Raw genomic sequence first — 18,076 nt, 5'->3', positions numbered from 1 at the left:
GCTGACCTCGACGGCGCTCAACGCGCTGACGACGTCGCAGCTGGCGACGCTGTCGGTGAACCTGCTGACGAGCGCACAGGTCTCGGGTCTGAGCACGGGCCAGCTCGCGGCACTGAGCTCGACGCAGGTGCGGGAGTTGAACTCGGCAGATCTGCGCGCGCTGAACACGAGCCAGCTCGTGAACGGTCTTGGCACGGCAGGCATCGCCTCGCTGACCAGCACGCAGGTGCAGTCACTGAGCACGACGGCGCTGAACGCGCTGAGCACGGCGCAGCTGGCAACGCTGGCAATCGCTTCGCTGACGACGGGTCAGGTCGCCGGTCTGAGCACGGGCCAGCTGTCGAGCCTGATCTCGAGCCAGGTCCAGCAGCTGGGTTCGGCTGACGTCAAGGCGCTGAGCACGAACCAGGTTGTGAATGGTCTGGGTTCGGCGGGTATCAAGGCGCTGACGTCGAGCCAGGTCGCGCAGCTCGGCACGGCGGACCTGAACGCGCTGAACACGGCTGAAGTGCAGGCGCTGGGTTCGGCGGGCATTGGCCAGCTGACGTCGTCGCAAGTGCAGTCGCTGACCTCGACGGCGCTCAACGCGCTGACGACGTCGCAGCTGGCGACGCTGTCGGTGAACCTGCTGACGAGCGCACAGGTCTCGGGTCTGAGCACGGGCCAGCTCGCGGCACTGAGCTCGACGCAGGTGCAGCAGCTGAACTCGGCAGATCTCAAGGCGCTGAACAGCTCGCAACTCGCGGCGGGTCTTGGCACGACTGGCATCGCCTCGCTGACCAGCACGCAGGTGCAGTCGCTGAGCACGGCAACGCTGAATGCGCTGAGCACGGCCCAGCTGGCAACGCTGGCAATCGCCTCGTTGACCACGGGTCAGGTGGCCGGTCTGAGCACCGCACAGCTCTCGAACCTCGGATCGTCGCAGCTTCAGAACCTGACGTCGGCCGAAGCGAAGGCGCTCAGCTCGAGCCAGATCGGCTCGCTGTCGACCGCGGGTCTCGCGGGCCTCAGCAGCAACGCTCTGCAGAGCTTGACGACGGGCCAGATCTCGGGCCTGACCAGCAGCCAGTTGGCCAGCGGCTTGACCACCGGCCAACTGAGCTCGCTGACCAGCACCCAGGTCAACGCGCTGACGTCGGCACAGGTCGCGGGTCTCAACAGCAATCAGCTCCAGGCGCTGCATCTTCACTAAGCGCTGAAGCTAGCGCACGGTTACGTTCCCGCGCGCGCCCGAAAGGGCCGCGTGGGGGACGTATCGGAGACACTACAGAACGTTTTGTTCACGAGGCCAGGCCTACCACCCCAAGGTATGCTTGGCCTCTTTTATTGAGGGCTACTGCCATTTGAGGCGACTGTCCGACAACGTTTGCTCAACTCCATCTACTTATGATTTCCCAGACGAATCCGGTCGATGCCGGATACACAGGCAAGCTCGTGTCGGCCTGGCGCGCTGGCCTCAGCCTGAATGAGGTCGTGGATTACTGTTCTTCGCTGGGCGCGGCCGGCCAGCATGAACTGGCTGCTGTGCTTTACCAGACCTGGCTCGCCCGCAACAACACGCCGTTCAATCATTTCGTTTTATTCAATCTCGGCGCGAGCTACAACGCGCTCGGGCTGACCGAAGAGGCCAAGAGCGCTTTCCTGCGCGTCGTCGAGCTTGCGCCTTCGTTTGCGCAAGCGCACGTCAATCTCGCCATCATTTATGAGCGGATGGACCAGATTGACGCTTCGATCGCCGAATGGACCTGGGTTGCGAATACCGCCTCGCCCACCGATGCCGAGAACGCGCCGTTGCGTATGCAGGCGTTCAACAATCTCGGCCGAATTCATGAGAACAAGCGCAATTACGCGGAGGCGATGAACTGGCTCATCAAGAGCCTGGAAATCGATCCGTCGCAGCCGGACGTGTTGCATCATCTCGTCTTCTTGCGCGCGCGGGCCTGCGAATGGCCGGTCTACGCGTCGCTGCCAGGCGTCGATCCCGCGCTGATGCGCCGCTCGACCTCTGCACTTGGAATGATCTCCCAATCGGACGATCTCGAGGAACAGCTGGCTGCCGCTCGCCAATTCGTCGCCGCCAAGCTCAATTGCGACGTGCCCGCGTTGGCGGAGAAGAAAAACTACGGACACAAGAAGATCCGTATTGGCTATCTGTCTTCAGATTTGTGCCTGCATCCGATCGCCATGCTGGCCGCCGAACTGTTCGAACTGCACGACCGCAAGCGCTTCGAGGTATACGGCTTTTGCTGGACGAAAGAAGACGGCTCGGCACTGCGCCAGCGCGTGATTCGCGGCATGGATCATTTCGAACGCATCGACGATCTCTCCGATCAGGCCGCAGCGGAGCTGATTCGCAAGCACGAGATCGACATTCTTGTCGACCTGCACGGGCAGACACTCGGTGCGCGCCCGCAAATTCTCGCCGCGCGCCCGGCCCCGATCCAGGTGACCTATCTCGGACTCGTGGCCACTACAGGCTTCCCGTTCATCGACTATGTCGTTGCCGATCAATTCGTCATCCCGAAGAAGTCTGTGAAGTACTACACCGAGACGCCGCTCTACATGCCCGACGTCTATCAGGTGAGCGACCGTCAGCGCGTGATTGCTGCCGCGCCGTCGCGCAAGGACAGCGGATTGCCTGAAGACGGTGTTGTGTTCTGCTCGTTCAACAACAATTTCAAATACACACCAGAGGTCTTCGACGTCTGGATGCGCATTCTCGCGCGCGCGCCCGGCAGCGTGCTCTGGTTGCTCGCGGACAACGTCTGGGCACAAGCCAATCTGCGCAAGGAAGCGCAAAAGCGTGGCATCGATCCGCAGCGCCTCGTGTTCGCGCCGCGTGTGACGCCCGAACACTATCTCGCCCGCTACCTGGTCGCCGACCTGTTCCTCGATACGTTCCCGTTCAACGCGGGCACCACTGCCAACGATGCGCTTTGGGCGGGCCTCCCGCTTTTGACCTGCTCGGGCCAGTCGTTCGCCTCACGCATGGCCGGTGCGCTCCTGACCGCCGCCGGGCTGCCGGAACTGATTACCCACAATTGGGAAGACTATGAGGAAAAGGCGGTCGCACTCGCGAACGATCCGAATGAACTGCGCCGCCTGCGAGGCGAACTTGCGCAGGTCAAAGAGAGCGGCGTGCTCTACGACACGCCCAAGTTCGTGCGCAATCTCGAGAAGCACTTCAAGCGCGTGGTGGGCGAACTCGCTGCTTAAGGCAAAGGCATGAAAAGCAGACGCGGCGCGAGTTGAACGGCGCCGCGTCGATTGTCTGGCTCGAACGCCGAACCGGCCCGGGCCTTGCCCAGAAGAAAAAAGCCCGCGCGAGGCGGGCTGAGGCGATTGTGTCGCGAATTACCGCGAGGCTTGCGCTTACGCCACGGTTGCCCTGAACACGTACTGGAGGGCTTTCGAGTCCTCGACCGCGAGGTTCGCATCGGCGCCCGCTGCCGTTGCCATCGCACGAATAACGGGCAAAAAGGCTTCGCGTTGCGGTTCGTTGAACACGCGGGCCTTGCCGGCGTCGACGACAAAACCCGCATTGCGAAACATTTCCAGCATCGTGACGCGCGAAAACCACCGGATATGCGTGCGGTCGAACAAGCCTGAATCCTGATACCGGAAATCGCCGATGCTCAAACGTGCCTGCACACTCCAGTGCTGCGCGTTGGGAATGCACGCTACGACGCACCCGCCACGATCCATCGACTCGCGGATTTTTTTCAAAAGCGCCCAGGGATCGTAAAGATGTTCGAGCACATCTCCGAAGACCCAGCAGTCGGCCTCGAAGTCCTTGCGCAACTGCTCGATGGCTACCCGTTCGATATCAACATCGACCACGCGGTCACAGTGCTCACGCGCCATCTCGGCGTAGGCCGGAACGATTTCGATGCCGGTGTAGTGCACAGCCGGATTTGACTTTTTGTATTCGCGCGCAAGGGCCCCGGAACTGCAACCCACCTCCACCACGCGCCGGGCGGCTGTTGGCATGAGTTTGAGCAGATCCGGGTTGTGATTCTGATGCACAGGAGTTTGATCCACCGTACTAATCCTTATATTTGCCCAAATAAAGGTCGTAACCTTCGCGCCAGGCGCGCGGTCCAAACGAGCCGACGCTTTCGTGAACCACGCTCAACGGCCAGGTGCCCATGCGCAGGCCCTTGAGTTCGGCCTGGCGGCAGAGGTCCATGTCGTAAAAGTGGAACTTGAACTGCTCGTCGAAACTCAGTCCACTGGTCTCGAGCGTTTCGCTATCCACTATCAGCATAAGGCCGTCGAGGAGCTTGCATTCCTGTCTGGAGGGGCCGAAGTTCAATACGTTGTTGCTCGGGAAGCCCTTGCCGTGGCCGACGGTTCCACTCAGGTATTTCAGTTCGTCTCGACGCAGGTCCGGCGTGGCAAAGCACCATGCCGGCTGGCGAGGCAACCGGCGCAGGTTGCCGGCAAGACCCACCACGTCGAAATGGGCGAGCGATTCACGGATGCGCTCGCTCCAGAAGTAGTCGCTCAGCCAGACGTCATCGTGAACGAACACGAGAATGGCCGGATGGTGCTTCGCATAATCGATTGCCGCGTTGTAGATGCTGGAAAGTCCGCGCGTATTGTTGTCGAACAGCTGAAGCTGCATGCCGGGCTGGTTTTCGTAAAGCTTCATCGAGCGCCCAAGCGCCGTTTCACTAAAAAATTCCTGACGACTGCAACGCGTGCCGCAGACGAAACGAATCGGTTTCAATTCTGCGGGGATGCCGCCGGTGTCGATCACTAGCGCTTGCCGCAGGGCCGCTTGCGCGTCGGGAACCAGAATGGCGCCCGGCAACGCTGGCGTATCTTCGGTTCGCGCCAGCACCTCGAAATGCTCCGGTTCGAGCCCATCGCACCACCGCTGCCACATGATGCGCAGTGCGCGCGAGGTCGCATCGGCGATCGTGCTCGCGTCGATAAGAGGCGATTGCATGCAGTGCTGACGAAGCTCGCGGCGTACCGTTGCGAGTGCGTCGAGGTCGTCGGCCAACGCGGCGCACTTGCGCACGAAGTCGTCCTTGTCCCGCGCGACGAATGCCTCGTCGAGCCCGAGGTGTGACAGCCATCCCGTGCTGCCGCGGCTTGCCATCGAGACGCTGGGCAGCGTCATGGTGGGCACGCCCATCCACAGGGCCTGCATCGTGGTGGTCGAACCGGCGAAGGGAAACGCGTCGAGACACACGTCAATCAGATTGTGCTGCTGCAAATAGGTCGTCACGCCCTTACGCTGAAGAAAGCCAATGCGCTGGGGGGCGACGCCTTCGTCCGCGAACATTCTGGCGAGCTTGGTCATCTGCTCCGGCGCCGTAATTGCGCCAATGAGCATGCGTGAATTCGGCACCTCGCGCAGCACGCGCGCCCATAGCGCGACAACTTCCGGCCCGACCTTCACGAGCCGGCTGAAACTGCCGAACGTCAGGTAGCCGTTTTTCAGGGCAGGCAACGGGTTCACGTCCGGTGCCTGCGGGTGAGGCTTGAATGGCGCGAGCGCCGGAAGAAACACGAGTTTTTCGGAGAACTGATCGGCGAACTGTTCGAGCGGCGTGACGAAACGGTCCGACATGTAATAGTCGATGGCCGTCAGGCCGGTCGTAGCCGGATTGCCGATCCAGCTCACCTGAACCGGGGCCGGCTTGTGCGCGAAGGTCACGAGCCGGTTGCGGCCGGTATGGCCCGATAGGTCGATGAGAATATCGATGCCGTCGTCACGGATCTTCTGCGCGAGTGCGGTGGCGTTCATGCTGAAGACTTCGTGCCACTCTTGCGCGTGCGCCCGGATTTGCTTCGTGAAGCCGTCGCTGATCACATAGTTCGAGTAGATGTGCAGCGACAGGCTGGTGTCGCGCGCCAGATACTCCAGCACAGCGAGAAAGAAATAAGCGACGGGGTGATTAACCAGATCTCCCGAAACGAAGCCGACCTTCAAGCGCCGTGATGGATCGCGGTCATTGGTATGTTTTGGCCAGCGCGCGCGCAGCGGGGCTTCCTGGTGCGCCGCGAACTCGCGGAATTCCGCGAATGCGCTTGCCGCATCGAGATCAATCTTGTGCATCAGGCAGAACAGCAGGTTGCTGCGTGTTGCGGCCTGCATCGGTGCCAGTTCGAGCGCACGGCGAAAGGTGGCTTCCGCTTCGTCATACAGTCCATGCAGCATCAGGGCGTTGCCAAGCGCGTCGACTTCGAGCGCGTCGTTTGGCGCCAGTTCGACCGCGCGGCGAGCATGGGCGAGACCTTCGGCGTGTTGACCCATCGCCTGCAAGGTACTGCCAAGCGTGCGATGCAGCGCTGGACTCTCAGGATGCTTTTCGAGACCCTGGCGGCAGCGTACTTCGGCTTTCCGATACTGGCGGGTGATAAGCAGCCCGTCGGTCAGCATTGTCAGGGCGGTGAGGTCATTGGGCAGCAAGTCGGCGGCACGCTCCGCGGCGCCCACGGACTCTGGGTAATCGCCCACGTTTCGCAGGGCGGATGCGAGCGTAAGCCAACATTCGCCGTGCGACGGATATTGCTTCGTCAGGCGTTGGGCGACCTTCAACGCGGCATCGATTTTCCCGCTGCTGACGAGTTGCACATATTGGCGCATCTCCCTCGGAGTTGCCCGGCGCGTATCGATTTGCCCAGTGGCCGCCGCTTCAGGCGCTTCGGGCGCAGGCCTATCGCTTTCCGTCGAGGCTTCGGGCAACGCTGCCGGCGCGGCCTCGCTTGAGGCATTGGGCTGGCTGATGCGAGCGCTCAACGTCTCGACGGCCTCTGCAGGAAGGCCGTATTCCCGATGCGCGATGGCGAGTGCGATCCGCGCCGCTTCCAGCTGATTGCTGCCGACAAGGGCGTTGATGTAGTAGACCCATATTTGCCCGTTTGCCGGCACCTGACCGAGCGCGGCCTCGAAATGCGCCACGGCCTCGGCTGGCTGGTCCGTTTGCATGCGCAGCACGCCAAGATGGTAATGGGCGTCGACATGATCGCTCACGCGCTCGAGGACGGCGGCGTAGAGTGCGGCGGCAGGGGCGTATTCCTTTCTGCGATGATGTTCGATCGCGGTTTCCATGGCGAGTTCGATGTCGCCTCCTGGCTGCGATTCGGGGGCCAGCGTGGTGGTTTCGGTCGGAGTCGGGAAAGCAGTCATGACAAAGGCGAGCTTGCGTCGCGGGAAGCAATGGTAAGGAAATTATGGCGGCCCCTCCCTTCCGGTAATGCGCCGAGTTGGCGTCAAAACGGATGCCAATTCGACCGCCAGAGGGCATTGGCCGTCGCGCAAAAAGAGGGCGCGCAAAGAAAAAGCCCGCACAAGGCGGGCCTAGGTACGCAAATGCGCCGCTAAGGACGCAATCGTTGGTTATTGTTCGTGAGTGCGCAGCGAAGCCTGGGTTTCAGAACTGCGCGACGCGCTGATACTGGTTCACGTTCCGCGTAGCCTGCATGGCCGTGCGGAATTCGGCGCTCAATGCGGTTTGCGCCGACTGTGCCGCTGCGGCGATATGCGCGTCGATGGCGTGGACCCGCTTGAGCACATCGAGCGCGGCGCCCGTCTGCTGCACGGAGAGCGACATGAGAAGCGGCGAGCGCTCGTTGGCAAGCTCGGCCGCCTTTTCCCACTCGCCGACGGCCGCCGCCTGCTCGATGTCTTTCGTGATCTGCCAGATGCGATCGATGGGCGCTGCGAATTCCATGTCGTCTCTCCTGCTGGGTGCGCTCAGCTCTTGTTGGTGGCCAGCGCGCCCGCGCTGTTCGTGCCGCCGAAGAGCTGCGTGAGGTACTGCTGGTTGCTGTTCATCGTCGCCATCAGCGTGTTGAGCGCGGTGAACTGCGCGGTGTACATGCTGGTGAGCTGCGACTGGTAGTCCGCGAGATTGGATTGCTGCGTCGAAAGGTTCGTCAGGTCAGTCTGGATCGCGTTGGTACGCGTCGTGATGACGCCCGTGCTAGACGAATAGCTCGTGATGTTGTTGTTCAACTGGGCGGCCACGCCGGTGGTCGAATTGAACAGCGCTGCTACGGTCGACTGATTGTTCTGCAGTGCCGTGTTCAGCGTGTCATTGTCGACCGAGAGCGAGCCGTCGTTATTGAGCGTGACGCCGATCGACGCGAGGCTGGTCGTCGTGTTGCCGCTCTTCACGCCCGTCGCCACGATTGTCGCGAGCTGGTTCTGAATCATGTTCAGCGTTGAGTCGCCGAGCAGCACGCCTTGCGACGTCGAGGTCGAACTGTACGACGTGAGCGTGGCCATCGTCGTCACGAGCGTGTTGTACAGCGTGACGAAATTGTTGATCGCGCTGGATTCGGCGCCCGTGTTCTGCGAAACCGTGAGTGTTTGTGCGCCGCTGCCCGTGCTCGACGTATCGACGGCCGCTGCCGTGAGGGTCAGCGTGACGCCGGACAGCGCGGAGGTCACGCTGTTCGTCGAACTGGTGGCGCCGGTGCCGTCGATCGTGAAATAGGCGTCCTCTGCAGCCGTGGACTGCGTCCAGGTGCCCGTGCTCGTGACGCCGCTCACCGTCGCGCCACTGCTGTCGGTGTAGGAGAGCGTCGACTGGTTGGCGGTGAGGTCGCTCGAACTCGCGCTCGAGTTCGTGATCGCCGTCCCTGCCGTGGTCGTCACCGCGAGGCCGTTCAGCGCATCGCCGGAATTCGTATCGTTGATCGCGATGCTGATGCCGTTCGAAGCACCCGTCGAGGTCGAATGCAATACGAGGTGGGCGCCGTCTGCGCCATTAACGACCGTTGCCGTCACCCCCGGATTGTTGCTGGCCGAGTTGATCGCCGAAGCAATGCCTGCAACGGTGCTGTTGCTGCTGTTGAGCGAGATCGTGGTGCTTGCGCCGTTGACCGTCAGCGTCATCGTGGACGCGCCCGATGCGAGCGCTGTCGTCGCGTTGTAGCCGGTCGAGGTGAGCACTTGTGCCTGCGCTACCTGCTTCACGTCGAGCGAATACGTGCCTGCTGCCGCGCCGCTGCCTGCGGTGGCCGTGATGCCGGTGCCGCTGGTCGTCGTGCTGAATGCATTGAGGGTCGTGCCGTCCGTGAGCGGCGAGAGACCTGCCTGGAGTGCGGAGAGCGCGGCGGAAAGCGCGCCGTACGCGGAGATTTCGGTGTTGTCCTGCGTCTGCTCGGCGCTGATCGTAGCGGCCGTGCCGGCAGTCTTGGCGTTGACGAGCGCGGTGACGAGCGAGTTCACGTCCATCGACGAGTTGCCGGTCGAGCCGCTGACGATCGATTGGGCGGCTTCCTGCAAAGCGGCATTGCTCGCTGCGGTCGTAGCGGCGACGCTACTTGCAATCGTGCTGGCAGTCGAACTGGATACGGTGGACATGAAGGGGCTCCGTGCGTCGGCGTTGCAGTGTGAATCGGTTCAAGTCTGGAAAACGCCAATCGGGAGGCGATCCTCCCGATTGGCTTGCGTTGCACTCACGGGTATGGCGGCCGGGCGCGCAACGCTTGGGCTAGAGAAGCTCGTATTACTGGAGGAGCTTCAGGATCTGCTGCGGCTGCGAGTTCGCTTGTGCGAGCACCGAGATACCAGCTTGCTGCAGCACTTGCGCCTTGCTCAGGTTAGCCGTTTCTTGCGCGAAGTCAGCGTCCTGGATCGACGACTGTGCGCTCGACAGGTCGGTCGACTGAGCTTGCTGCGTCGTGCCGATTGCCGTGAAGCGGTTCTGTGCTGCGCCGAGCGTGGCTTGCAGGTTGTTGAGCGTGTTCAGCGCGTTGTCGATCGACTCCATGGCCATGCTTGCGCCGCTTGCCGTGCTGATGTTGACGTCTGCAACATCCGTCGGCACGTTGTAGGAGTTGATCTGCGACGTCACTGCGGCTTCGGCCGTCGAGGCGCCCGCACCCGAGGTAGCTGCCACGTCCAGAGCCTCGAGATTCGAGTCGGAGAGCGACAGTGCCGTGCCCGAGCCCTGGATAATGCCGTTGCCATTGGCGTCGGCGGTAACCGTAGCGCCGGTTGCGGTGAACAGGGCGTTGACGGCCGTCGAATTCAGCGCCTGGTTGTTCTGGTCCGTGAACGTGAAGCCGCCGCTGCCGTCGGAGACCACATTGATCGAGGTGATGGCTGCGCCGGCGACCGAATTGCCGTTTGCGTCGACGTCTGCCGTGCCGTCCGAGTTCAGGCTCAGGCCGGTGTACGAGCCGAGCGTCTGGCCAGCTTGCGGCACGCCGCTGCCGATCGAAGCCGCCGACATGTTTTGCGTCAGGCTCAGGCTGATCGTTTGACCGACGTTAGCGCCGACCTGGAACGACACGTTGCCGAGCGTGCCGTTCAGCACGTTCATGCCGTTGTACGTCGTTTGCGACGCGATACGGTTGATTTCCGAAACTTGCTGCGAGACTTCCTGTTGCAGTGCTGCGCGGTCGTCGTCGGTCATCGAGCCGTTGGCTGCCTGGGTAGCCAGCTGGCGGATACGTTGCAGGCTGCTCGTCAGCGACGAGAGACCGCTCGATGCCGTCTGGACCAGCGAAACGCCGTCATTCGAGTTCGACACGCCCTGATTCAGACCGTTGATCTGGGTCTGCATGATGTTCGAGATCGCGAGACCTGCTGCATCGTCAGCTGCGCTGTTGATGCGCTTACCCGACGACAGGCGCGTGATTGCTTGCGACAGCGCGCTGCCCGAGCCCGTCAGGTTCTGTTGCGCGACGAGCGAGTTGATGTTGCTGTTAATTCCGAGCATGGAAATTCTCCTAAGCGGGCTGGAAGCCCGTTACAAGCCACTATGGCCGCGACGGAAGCAATCTTTCATTGCTGGCCGCCTCAGTGAAGGTTGTCGGCGTGGGTAAAAAAAACTTGAGGGGAAGCATCGACAATCGAGACCTCATTTGCGCGGCGCATAAAAATCCTGTTACGCCGCTGCGTGCTTGCCGCTCTTTCCCGCGCCTACGACTGCGTAATGCAGTTTGCAAGCGTGTTTACGGCAGGTATTGCGCGTGGTTTAGCGTGGCGCCGCCGGCGGAGCGCTCCTGGCCGTGCGCCCGTGCCGGCTGCAGCGCCTCACGAGGCGGCGTATCCTCAACGCTTTCCCGTTCGCCCTTTTTCTGGAGGCCCCATGGAACTACGCAGGATCGGCACGTCCTCATTGCAGGTCGCCCCGCTCATGTTCGGCGGCAACGTCTTCGGCTGGACCGCTGATGAAGCCAGCTCGTTCTCGATCCTCGACGCCTTCACCGACGCCGGCCTCAACTTCATCGACACCGCCGACGTGTACTCCGCGTGGGTGCCCGGCAACCACGGCGGCGAATCGGAGACGATCATCGGCAAGTGGATCGCGAAGAGCGGCAAACGCGACAAGGTGGTGATCGCAACGAAGGTCGCAAAAGATGCGCGCCGACCGGGGCTTTCCGCCGCGAACATTACGGCTGCCGTGGAGGATTCGCTGCGCCGTCTGCAGACCGATCACATCGACGTCTACTTCTCTCACGAGGACGACCAGAAGGTCCCACTCGAGGAGACGCTCGGCGCGTACCAGCGCCTCATCGAGGGCGGCAAGGTGCGCGTGATCGGCGCGTCGAACTACACGGGCGCACGCGTCGAGGAGGCGCTCGCGGTTTCGAAGAAGTCGGGACTGCCCGCGTACCAGATCATCCAGCCCGAATACAACCTGTACGACCGCGCCCACTACGAGGCCGATCTTGAACCGGTGGCCATGGCTCAGAAACTCGCGGTCGTGCCCTATTACAGCCTCGCAAGCGGCTTTCTTTCGGGCAAGTACCGTTCGCGCGAGGATCTCGCGAAGAGCACGCGTGGCTCACGCGTCGAGAAGTACCTCGATCACCGCGGCATCCGGATCCTCGCGGCGCTCGACTACGTGGCCGAACGTCACGGCAGCACGCTCGCGGCGGTCGCGCTGGCGTGGCTGATCGCGCGCCCGAGCATTACCGCGCCGATCGCGAGCGCGACCTCGCTGGATCAGCTGGAGAGTCTTGCGGCGGCCGTGCGGCTGAAGCTTGATCCGGCCGATATCCAGGCGCTCAATGACGCGAGTGCCTGACGAGCAAGAAGGGGCATTAATCCAGGTGTCCTAATTGACGGGACTTGCGCGGCGGCTGCGGCACGCCGCGCAAGTGACTGACTGGAATCAAGAAACCCTGGTCAGGCAGATCCTTTCCTGATATCATTGAGAGTGAATTGAGATCTTTGCCTGTTTTGTTGCCGTGTTCGTTACTGTTGGCGGCCGCAAACCGGCGGTCAGGTGTGTTGCAGCAAGGTCGACCTGATCGCGTTCCGCTGTGAACCCCCTACTTCTCTTTTCCGGCCTCCGTGGCCGCCTTGCCTCTCGTTTAGCCCCAGTGTGGCGAACGACCGGAGGGCCGGCGCGTGAGCGACTTTGACGCTCACGCCTTTGAACCGTATTAAGCGATTTGAGTTAGGAAATACATGACGACGATTCTTCTGAAGGAAAACGAGCCGTTCGAAGTGGCGATTCGCCGCTTCCGCCGTGCAATCGAAAAGAACGGCCTGATCGCCGAGCTGCGTGAGCGTCAAGCTTACGAAAAGCCGACGGCCGTTCGCAAGCGCAAGAAGGCAGCTGCAGTTAAGCGCCTGCACAAGCGCCTGCGCAGCCAGATGCTGCCGAAGAAGCTCCACTAAGCTTTTTCGCTTTTCGGTGTTCCGCCAGACGGCGGCGCATGCTTCGCAAGAAGCTGCGCCGCCGTTTGTGTTTGTGCGTCGAAAAAGCGTAGTTCATGCGCATCGAAACGCAGCGCGCGTTGCGCGCGCCGGCCGATATCAGGCGGCGTCTTTCAGGTGTTCGGGCGACAAGCCGAACTGCGCGGCAATCGAGCAAAGGCGCTCGCGCCATTCCCACACGCCAAACACGTCGTGCACGTTCTGCAGGCAACTCAGCAGGTTGATCGTAGCGGGATCGTAGATGTTGATATGCGCTCGCAGCAGCGCTTTTTTCAGCGCGGCAACGCCCACGTCCATATAGAGCGGCACGTCATTTGTCTCACGGCCGATGTAGCGCACGGGTATGCCTTCCATGGCGCTCATATAGTCGCGTGGCCGGATGAAGCTGCCGACCGGACAACCTCCGTAGCTGTGTGCGCTGCCGTGACCGCCTCCACAGCCACCGCCCCGGTAGGCGCCGCCGCCGCGTGGAAGAAGGGCCGCGCGCCCCTGGCCAAAGAGATGGGCCACCGCGCGATCGAAGATCTCCTGATGACTCAGGAAGTGGACATTTTTCATTTCAGCCCCCTGCGGCCCAGGTGCCGGGCACAGGTTATTTCCCTTCTAATGCGGCGCCGCCGGCCTTCCAGCCGGCATCACTACCCGTTCCCCTGACACGCCTGCATTCACTTCCCGTTATAACGGCACGCCAGCGGAAAACCGTGGGCCTGCGCACGGTAGCGATGAGAAATTTGCCTCGGCCGGTGTTGGACGCAATCGTTCTGACGTCTCGCAAAGCCCCGGCGGACAAGGGTTGGCGAGGCGCGTCGCGCCCCGTTCGGGATTTTCCCGAGTCGCGGGCGACATGGCGTGCTTGTGCGCGCGTTTCGCGGCGCTCAGGCGCGGCGCTTCTTCTTGCCAAGTGCGGCGCAAGCCTCGCGGCACATGCAGTCGCGCTCATGGTCGTTGACCATGCCGACTGCCTGCATAAACGCGTAACAGATCGTCGTGCCAACGAATTTGCAGCCGTATTTTTTGAGTGCCTTGCTAAGGGCGTCCGAGACTTCGGTGGAGGCCGGTGCGTCGCGATACGATGCCAGGTCGTTCTGGATAGGCGTGTCGTTCACGAACGACCAGACGAACTTCGCGAGCGAGCCGTGTTCGGCCTGGATTTGCTGCACGGCGCGGGCGTTGGCGATGGCGGCTTCGATCTTGGCCCGGTTGCGCACGATCGAGGCGTCCTGCATGAGCGTTTCGACGTGCTTGGGCGTGAAGCGCGCAACCTTCGCGATGTCGAAGTTGGCGAAGGCCCGGCGATAGCCTTCGCGCTTGTTGAGTATCGTGGACCATGAGAGTCCTGCCTGCGCGCCTTCGAGCACGATCATTTCGAACAGATGCTGGTCGTCCCGCGACGGCACGCCCCACTCTTCGTCGTGGTATTGCACATACTGCGGCGACGCGCCGGCCGATACCCAGTTGCAGCGGTGTGTCACGGTAAGTTCTCCTTGCGAGACTTCGTTCAGGCCACGCAAGCATAGCGGATCGGTGCCGTGCCGCCACCCTGGCCGGATGGCCGATTGTGCGAACTGAGGGAAGTCGTTAGTCTCTGCGGCACGACAAAAATTTTGGCTTTCCAACCGGACTCACAGGCGCGCGTGGCGCGGCGGACATCATGCAGAAATACACCTGGTTGATTGGCGTGGACGGCGGCGGCACGGGCACGCGCATCGCGCTTGGCGACACGAATGGTGTCGAACTCGCGCGAGCGGCCGCCGGGCCGTCGGGACTCGGACTCGGTATCGAACGCGCCTGGCAATCGATCGAGGAAGGGGGCCGCGCTGCGTTTGCGCAGGCGGGAGTGGCGTTTGACTGGTCGCAATGCGTACTTGGCTGCGGGCTCGCGGGCGTGAACAACCCCGACTGGCTGGCGCCGTTTCGCGCTACCGCGCCCCCGGTTGCCGGACTCGCGGTGGAAAGCGACGCCTACACGACGCTGCTGGGCGCGCACGGCGGCGCGCCGGGCGTCGTGGTCGCCCTTGGCACGGGCAGCATTGCAGCGGTGCTCGGCGAGGACGGCCAGTGCCGCATTGCGGGCGGTTTCGGCTTTCCCTCGGGCGACGAAGCGAGCGGTGCGTGGTTAGGCTTGCGCGCGATCGTCTGGGCGCAGCAGGCGCTCGACGCGCGCGTGCCCATGGACGACTTCGCGCGGTCCCTGCTTGCACACGCGCGGGCGACCGATCGCGACAGCCTCATCGTGTGGCAGTGCGCAGCCAACCAGACCGCTTATGCCAGCCTCGCGCCGGTCGTCCTCGCGCATCGCGAACATCCGTTCGTCGCCAGACTGCTCGCCGAAGCTGGCGTAGAGATCGCGAAGCTCATCACCGCGCTCGACCCATCCGGCAACCTGCCTGCGGCGCTCTCGGGCGGCCTTGGGCAGCCGCTGCGCGAGTGGGTGCCGCAAGCTGTGCGTGAGCGCCTGCGCGCCCCGCTCGCCGATTCCACGACCGGCGCGCTACGGCTCGCGCAGCTGGCAGCCCAGCGGCTGGCGCACGCCGCCGCGGGCAACTGAGTGGCGCGCGGCAAGGGGGCGGGAACGTAGGTCAAGGGCATCACCTTGCCACAGATGCTACGATTGAACGTTTCCCGCTAGCCGCCTGATCACCATGTACAAGGTCATTGCAACCGATCTCGACGGAACGCTGCTCAATAGCGACCATCAGGTCGATCCGTTCACGGTTGCCACGCTGGGCGCCCTCGATGCACAGGGGCTGCCGTTCGTGATCGCGACCGGCCGCCACTATTGCGACGTGGCCGGCATTCGCGACGTGCTCGGCATCCGGCCGTATCTCATCACCGCGAACGGCGCGCGCGTGCACGCGCCCGACGACACGCTGATCCACGCGAGTAATCTGACTGCCCCCATGGTCGAGCGTCTCGTTGCCGCCGATACCGTGGGCGAGCACGGCCGCGTGATCGTGAGTATCTATACCGACGACGCGTGGCTTATCGACCGCGATGCGCCTGAACTGCTCGCGTATCACCAGGACTCGGGCTTCGAGTACCGCGTGGCGGATCTGCGTGACCACGCGGGCGCGGGCATTGCCAAGGCGCTTTACATCGGCGATCCGGCGGACCTCGCACACGTGGCGCAGAATCTCGCGCGCGAGTTCGGCGACGCGCTCTATGTCACCTATTCCCTGCCCGATTGTCTCGAAGTGATGGTGGCCGGTGTTTCGAAGGGCCGCGCGCTGCGCGTCGTGCTCGACCGGCTCAGCGTGGACGCCACGGGCTGCGTCGCGTTCGGCGACAACATGAACGATATCGATCTGCTCGAAACGGCGGGTCATCCGTTCATGATGAACAACGCCAATCCCGATCTCATCAAGCGGCTGCCTTTGGTGCCGCGCATCGGCAACAACTTCGAGGCCGGTGTCGCGCATCATCTGCGCAAGCTGTTCGCGCTCAATGACGAAATCGCATCGTAGTCCGCACGGGCGTAATCCCCGGATTCGATAAAGGCGCGGCGCAAGTCGCGCCGTCACCGCTGTCGCGATTTTATTCGGACGGTTACTGCGGGACAGTTACTGCGCGGCGGGCAGTTGCGCGCACGGGCAGTCGTCCGCGCGTGAGTCGAGCCCTTCGTGCTCGTGCGAGAAACGCGCGCGTGCGGCGCCGCCGTTCCACTCGATGCGCACTACGTAGATGCTGTCGAAGTCCGCGCTCTCCCAGCGCGGCACGTCGGTCGCGCTGCCGCCATGCGTGGCGACGACGCGGCGCACAAGCGTCTCGATTTCCCGATGTTCCCACGCAACGAGCACGGTGCGGCCGCGCCACTGCGGATCGACGAGCGTTGATTGCAGCGCGTCGATCTTTGAGTAGCCATACGGCGTCTGGATCGGCATGCCGAACTGGATCGCGGTCGGCTCGATCGTCGCGAGCGGACGCACGTAATAGTAGGAATGGCCGTTGTCTTCCTTCTGCTCGCCGGGGTCGGGCGCGTAGATGGCATCGGGCTTGCCGTACTTGGCCGCGATTACGGCGGGCAGCGCGAGCGCGCGGTTCAGCCCTTTGCAGTTGAGTTGGCCGAATCCCTCTGGTGGCTTTTCGCCATGCCTCACGAAGATGAGTGTCTCGACGTTGCGCGCGTCTTGCGGACTGCGCATGGCGGCCGCGCTGCTCGCGTTCGTTTGCGTTGCCTCGCCGCCGTTGGCGGGCCCGCTTGCCTGCGGCAGCGGCGCGCAGGCGCATACCAGTGCGCTCAGCCCTGCGGCGAGCGTCGGGGCGAGCCGTGTTGGCCGGGGGCGTGAGCGCTTCATGCTGGGCGTGATGCTCCAGGTGGCAAGACAGTGGGAAAGTCGTCCGATTCTAGCAGCGTGGCCCTGGTGGGCCGGGTCAGCCGCGCATCGGCGGCGCACTTGCATCGCCCAGGCACCCAAGACAAACGGGCGCCGAAGCGCCCGTTTGCTGCTGCACGATGAAAGTGTCGCTTTCGGCGTGGTCCGAGCCGCGCTGGCGTGTGAGAACGCCTCAGACCGTTTCGCGCACGGCGACAGCCGCTACCGCTTCGCGCCGCCCCGCCACCGCCGGGTAGACGATGCCCGCGATCACTGCGCCGACGATAGGCGCGACCCAGAACAGCCACAATTGCGAGATGGCCTCGCCGCCCACGAAGAGCGCGGGGCCGGTCGAGCGAGCCGGATTCACCGAGGTATTGGTGACGGGAATCGAGATCAGGTGAATGAGCGTGAGGCACAGGCCGATGGCGATCGGCGCGAAGCCTGCGGGCGCGCGCTTGTCGGTTGCGCCGAGAATGACGAACAGGAAGAACGCGGTCATGACGACCTCGCACACGAACGCGGCGCCCATGGCGTAGTGGCCCGGCGAGTGCTCGCCGTAACCGTTGGTCGCGAAGCCGCTCGCGACGAGGTCGAAGCCGGGCTTGCCCGTTGCGATGAGCGCAAGCACGAACGCGCCGATCACCGCGCCCACCACCTGCGCGGCGATATAGGGCACGAGGTCGCGCGCCGGGAAGCGGCCCGCCACGGTCAGGCCCACGCTTACGGCGGGGTTTAGATGGCAGCCCGAAATATGGCCAATGGCGAAGGCCATGGTGAGCACGGTCAGGCCGAATGCGAGAGACACGCCCACGAAGCCGATGCCGAGCCCGTGAACCGGGCCCGCGAAGTTGGCCGCGAGCACGGCGCTGCCGCAGCCGCCCAGAACGAGCCAGAAAGTGCCGATCAGCTCGGCAATGAGTCGCTTGGATAAGTGCATTGCGTGACACCTCGAAAAGTCGATTTTGAAGGGGCCGCGTAAAGTACCGGCACCGGGAAATGCCAGATTCTAGGCAGTCGCTCTTTTCGATGCTGTCAAGGATTGTCAATTTTGACCTAATTGATCGAATTATTTCGATCGATGTACACGCAATTGCGCCAGAAGCGATCGATGGTT

At 63.0% G+C, this 18,076-nt stretch carries 14 protein-coding genes and 1 pseudogene; 6 read left to right on the top strand and 9 right to left on the bottom strand.

Translation table 11 applies throughout. The features are described 5' to 3' along the window. Both JMY28_RS31710 and JMY28_RS31705 read left to right on the top strand, forming a co-directional pair. Positions 1–1,192 (top strand): annotated as a pseudogene (locus tag JMY28_RS31710) (heme utilization protein); the annotation flags it as partial. Positions 1,193–1,386: 194 nt separating this feature from the next. After that, on the top strand, positions 1,387–3,216 hold the full coding sequence (locus JMY28_RS31705; protein WP_201699855.1) for an O-linked N-acetylglucosamine transferase, SPINDLY family protein: 1,830 nt from the start codon (positions 1,387–1,389) through the stop codon (positions 3,214–3,216). A gap of 156 nt (positions 3,217–3,372) precedes the next feature. Here the strand turns inward: JMY28_RS31705 and JMY28_RS31700 are convergent, their stop codons facing one another. The 5 genes from JMY28_RS31700 to JMY28_RS31680 form a co-directional block, all read right to left on the bottom strand. Next, positions 3,373–4,104 (bottom strand): class I SAM-dependent methyltransferase, encoded by a 732-nt coding sequence (locus JMY28_RS31700; protein WP_201699854.1) that lies wholly within the window; start codon positions 4,102–4,104, stop codon positions 3,373–3,375. After that, a complete protein-coding gene (locus tag JMY28_RS31695) occupies positions 4,046–7,147 on the bottom strand; it encodes an O-linked N-acetylglucosamine transferase family protein (RefSeq protein ID WP_201699853.1) in 3,102 nt (1,033 codons plus the stop codon). The genes JMY28_RS31700 and JMY28_RS31695 overlap by 59 nt, the downstream gene beginning before the upstream one ends. 244 nt (positions 7,148–7,391) lie before the next feature. Further along, a complete protein-coding gene (gene fliT, locus JMY28_RS31690; RefSeq protein WP_201699852.1) occupies positions 7,392–7,691 on the bottom strand; it encodes a flagellar protein FliT in 300 nt (99 codons plus the stop codon). A gap of 23 nt (positions 7,692–7,714) precedes the next feature. Next, a complete protein-coding gene (gene fliD, locus JMY28_RS31685; protein ID WP_201699851.1) occupies positions 7,715–9,331 on the bottom strand; it encodes a flagellar filament capping protein FliD in 1,617 nt (538 codons plus the stop codon). Between the two features lie 145 nt (positions 9,332–9,476). Further along, positions 9,477–10,694 (bottom strand): flagellin, encoded by a 1,218-nt coding sequence (locus tag JMY28_RS31680; RefSeq protein WP_201699850.1) that lies wholly within the window; start codon positions 10,692–10,694, stop codon positions 9,477–9,479. Between the two features lie 372 nt (positions 10,695–11,066). Between JMY28_RS31680 and JMY28_RS31675 the strand changes: the two genes are divergently transcribed. Both JMY28_RS31675 and rpsU read left to right on the top strand, forming a co-directional pair. Continuing rightward, positions 11,067–12,008, top strand: a complete 942-nt coding sequence (locus tag JMY28_RS31675; RefSeq protein WP_201699849.1) for an aldo/keto reductase — start codon at positions 11,067–11,069, stop codon at positions 12,006–12,008. Between the two features lie 386 nt (positions 12,009–12,394). After that, on the top strand, positions 12,395–12,607 hold the full coding sequence (rpsU, locus tag JMY28_RS31670; RefSeq protein WP_004198205.1) for a 30S ribosomal protein S21: 213 nt from the start codon (positions 12,395–12,397) through the stop codon (positions 12,605–12,607). A gap of 138 nt (positions 12,608–12,745) precedes the next feature. Here the strand turns inward: rpsU and JMY28_RS31665 are convergent, their stop codons facing one another. Both JMY28_RS31665 and JMY28_RS31660 read right to left on the bottom strand, forming a co-directional pair. Next, on the bottom strand, positions 12,746–13,204 hold the full coding sequence (locus JMY28_RS31665) for a hypothetical protein (protein WP_201699848.1): 459 nt from the start codon (positions 13,202–13,204) through the stop codon (positions 12,746–12,748). A 317-nt stretch (positions 13,205–13,521) separates the two neighbouring features. Next, positions 13,522–14,118 (bottom strand): DNA-3-methyladenine glycosylase I, encoded by a 597-nt coding sequence (locus tag JMY28_RS31660; RefSeq protein ID WP_201699847.1) that lies wholly within the window; start codon positions 14,116–14,118, stop codon positions 13,522–13,524. Between the two features lie 179 nt (positions 14,119–14,297). Here JMY28_RS31660 and JMY28_RS31655 point away from each other — a divergent pair, with 179 nt between their 5' ends. Together JMY28_RS31655 and JMY28_RS31650 are read left to right on the top strand one after the other, a co-directional pair. After that, positions 14,298–15,194 carry a BadF/BadG/BcrA/BcrD ATPase family protein gene (locus JMY28_RS31655; protein WP_201699846.1) on the top strand — a complete coding sequence of 299 codons (897 nt, stop codon included), beginning with the start codon at positions 14,298–14,300 and terminating at the stop codon, positions 15,192–15,194. Positions 15,195–15,288: 94 nt separating this feature from the next. Beyond that, positions 15,289–16,110, top strand: a complete 822-nt coding sequence (locus tag JMY28_RS31650; RefSeq protein ID WP_201699845.1) for a Cof-type HAD-IIB family hydrolase — start codon at positions 15,289–15,291, stop codon at positions 16,108–16,110. A 96-nt stretch (positions 16,111–16,206) separates the two neighbouring features. Here the strand turns inward: JMY28_RS31650 and JMY28_RS31645 are convergent, their stop codons facing one another. Both JMY28_RS31645 and aqpZ read right to left on the bottom strand, forming a co-directional pair. Next, on the bottom strand, positions 16,207–16,941 hold the full coding sequence (locus JMY28_RS31645) for a histidine phosphatase family protein (RefSeq protein WP_407945561.1): 735 nt from the start codon (positions 16,939–16,941) through the stop codon (positions 16,207–16,209). A gap of 211 nt (positions 16,942–17,152) precedes the next feature. Continuing rightward, positions 17,153–17,899, bottom strand: a complete 747-nt coding sequence (gene aqpZ, locus JMY28_RS31640) for an aquaporin Z (protein WP_201699844.1) — start codon at positions 17,897–17,899, stop codon at positions 17,153–17,155. Between the last annotated feature and the right edge of the window lie 177 nt (positions 17,900–18,076).

It is taken from the genome of Paraburkholderia hiiakae, assembly GCF_904848665.1.
GTDB classification, from domain to species: Bacteria; Pseudomonadota; Gammaproteobacteria; order Burkholderiales; family Burkholderiaceae; genus Paraburkholderia; species Paraburkholderia hiiakae.
This window is presented reverse-complemented; position numbering and strand designations above follow the sequence as displayed.

Excerpts from the sequence above, each read along its gene's own strand:
- JMY28_RS31650 (WP_201699845.1), top strand. The coding sequence starts at position 15,289 with ATGTACAAGGTCATTGCAACCGATCTCGACGGAACGCTGCTCAATAGC.
- JMY28_RS31695 (WP_201699853.1), bottom strand. The coding sequence starts at position 7,147 with ATGACTGCTTTCCCGACTCCGACCGAAACCACCACGCTGGCCCCCGAA.
- fliD (WP_201699851.1), bottom strand. The coding sequence starts at position 9,331 with ATGTCCACCGTATCCAGTTCGACTGCCAGCACGATTGCAAGTAGCGTC.
- JMY28_RS31675 (WP_201699849.1), top strand. The coding sequence starts at position 11,067 with ATGGAACTACGCAGGATCGGCACGTCCTCATTGCAGGTCGCCCCGCTC.
- JMY28_RS31665 (WP_201699848.1), bottom strand. The coding sequence starts at position 13,204 with ATGAAAAATGTCCACTTCCTGAGTCATCAGGAGATCTTCGATCGCGCG.
- aqpZ (WP_201699844.1), bottom strand. The coding sequence starts at position 17,899 with ATGCACTTATCCAAGCGACTCATTGCCGAGCTGATCGGCACTTTCTGG.
- rpsU (WP_004198205.1), top strand. The coding sequence starts at position 12,395 with ATGACGACGATTCTTCTGAAGGAAAACGAGCCGTTCGAAGTGGCGATT.
- JMY28_RS31705 (WP_201699855.1), top strand. The coding sequence starts at position 1,387 with ATGATTTCCCAGACGAATCCGGTCGATGCCGGATACACAGGCAAGCTC.
- JMY28_RS31680 (WP_201699850.1), bottom strand. The coding sequence starts at position 10,694 with ATGCTCGGAATTAACAGCAACATCAACTCGCTCGTCGCGCAACAGAAC.
- fliT (WP_201699852.1), bottom strand. The coding sequence starts at position 7,691 with ATGGAATTCGCAGCGCCCATCGATCGCATCTGGCAGATCACGAAAGAC.
- JMY28_RS31655 (WP_201699846.1), top strand. The coding sequence starts at position 14,298 with ATGCAGAAATACACCTGGTTGATTGGCGTGGACGGCGGCGGCACGGGC.
- JMY28_RS31645 (WP_407945561.1), bottom strand. The coding sequence starts at position 16,941 with ATGAAGCGCTCACGCCCCCGGCCAACACGGCTCGCCCCGACGCTCGCC.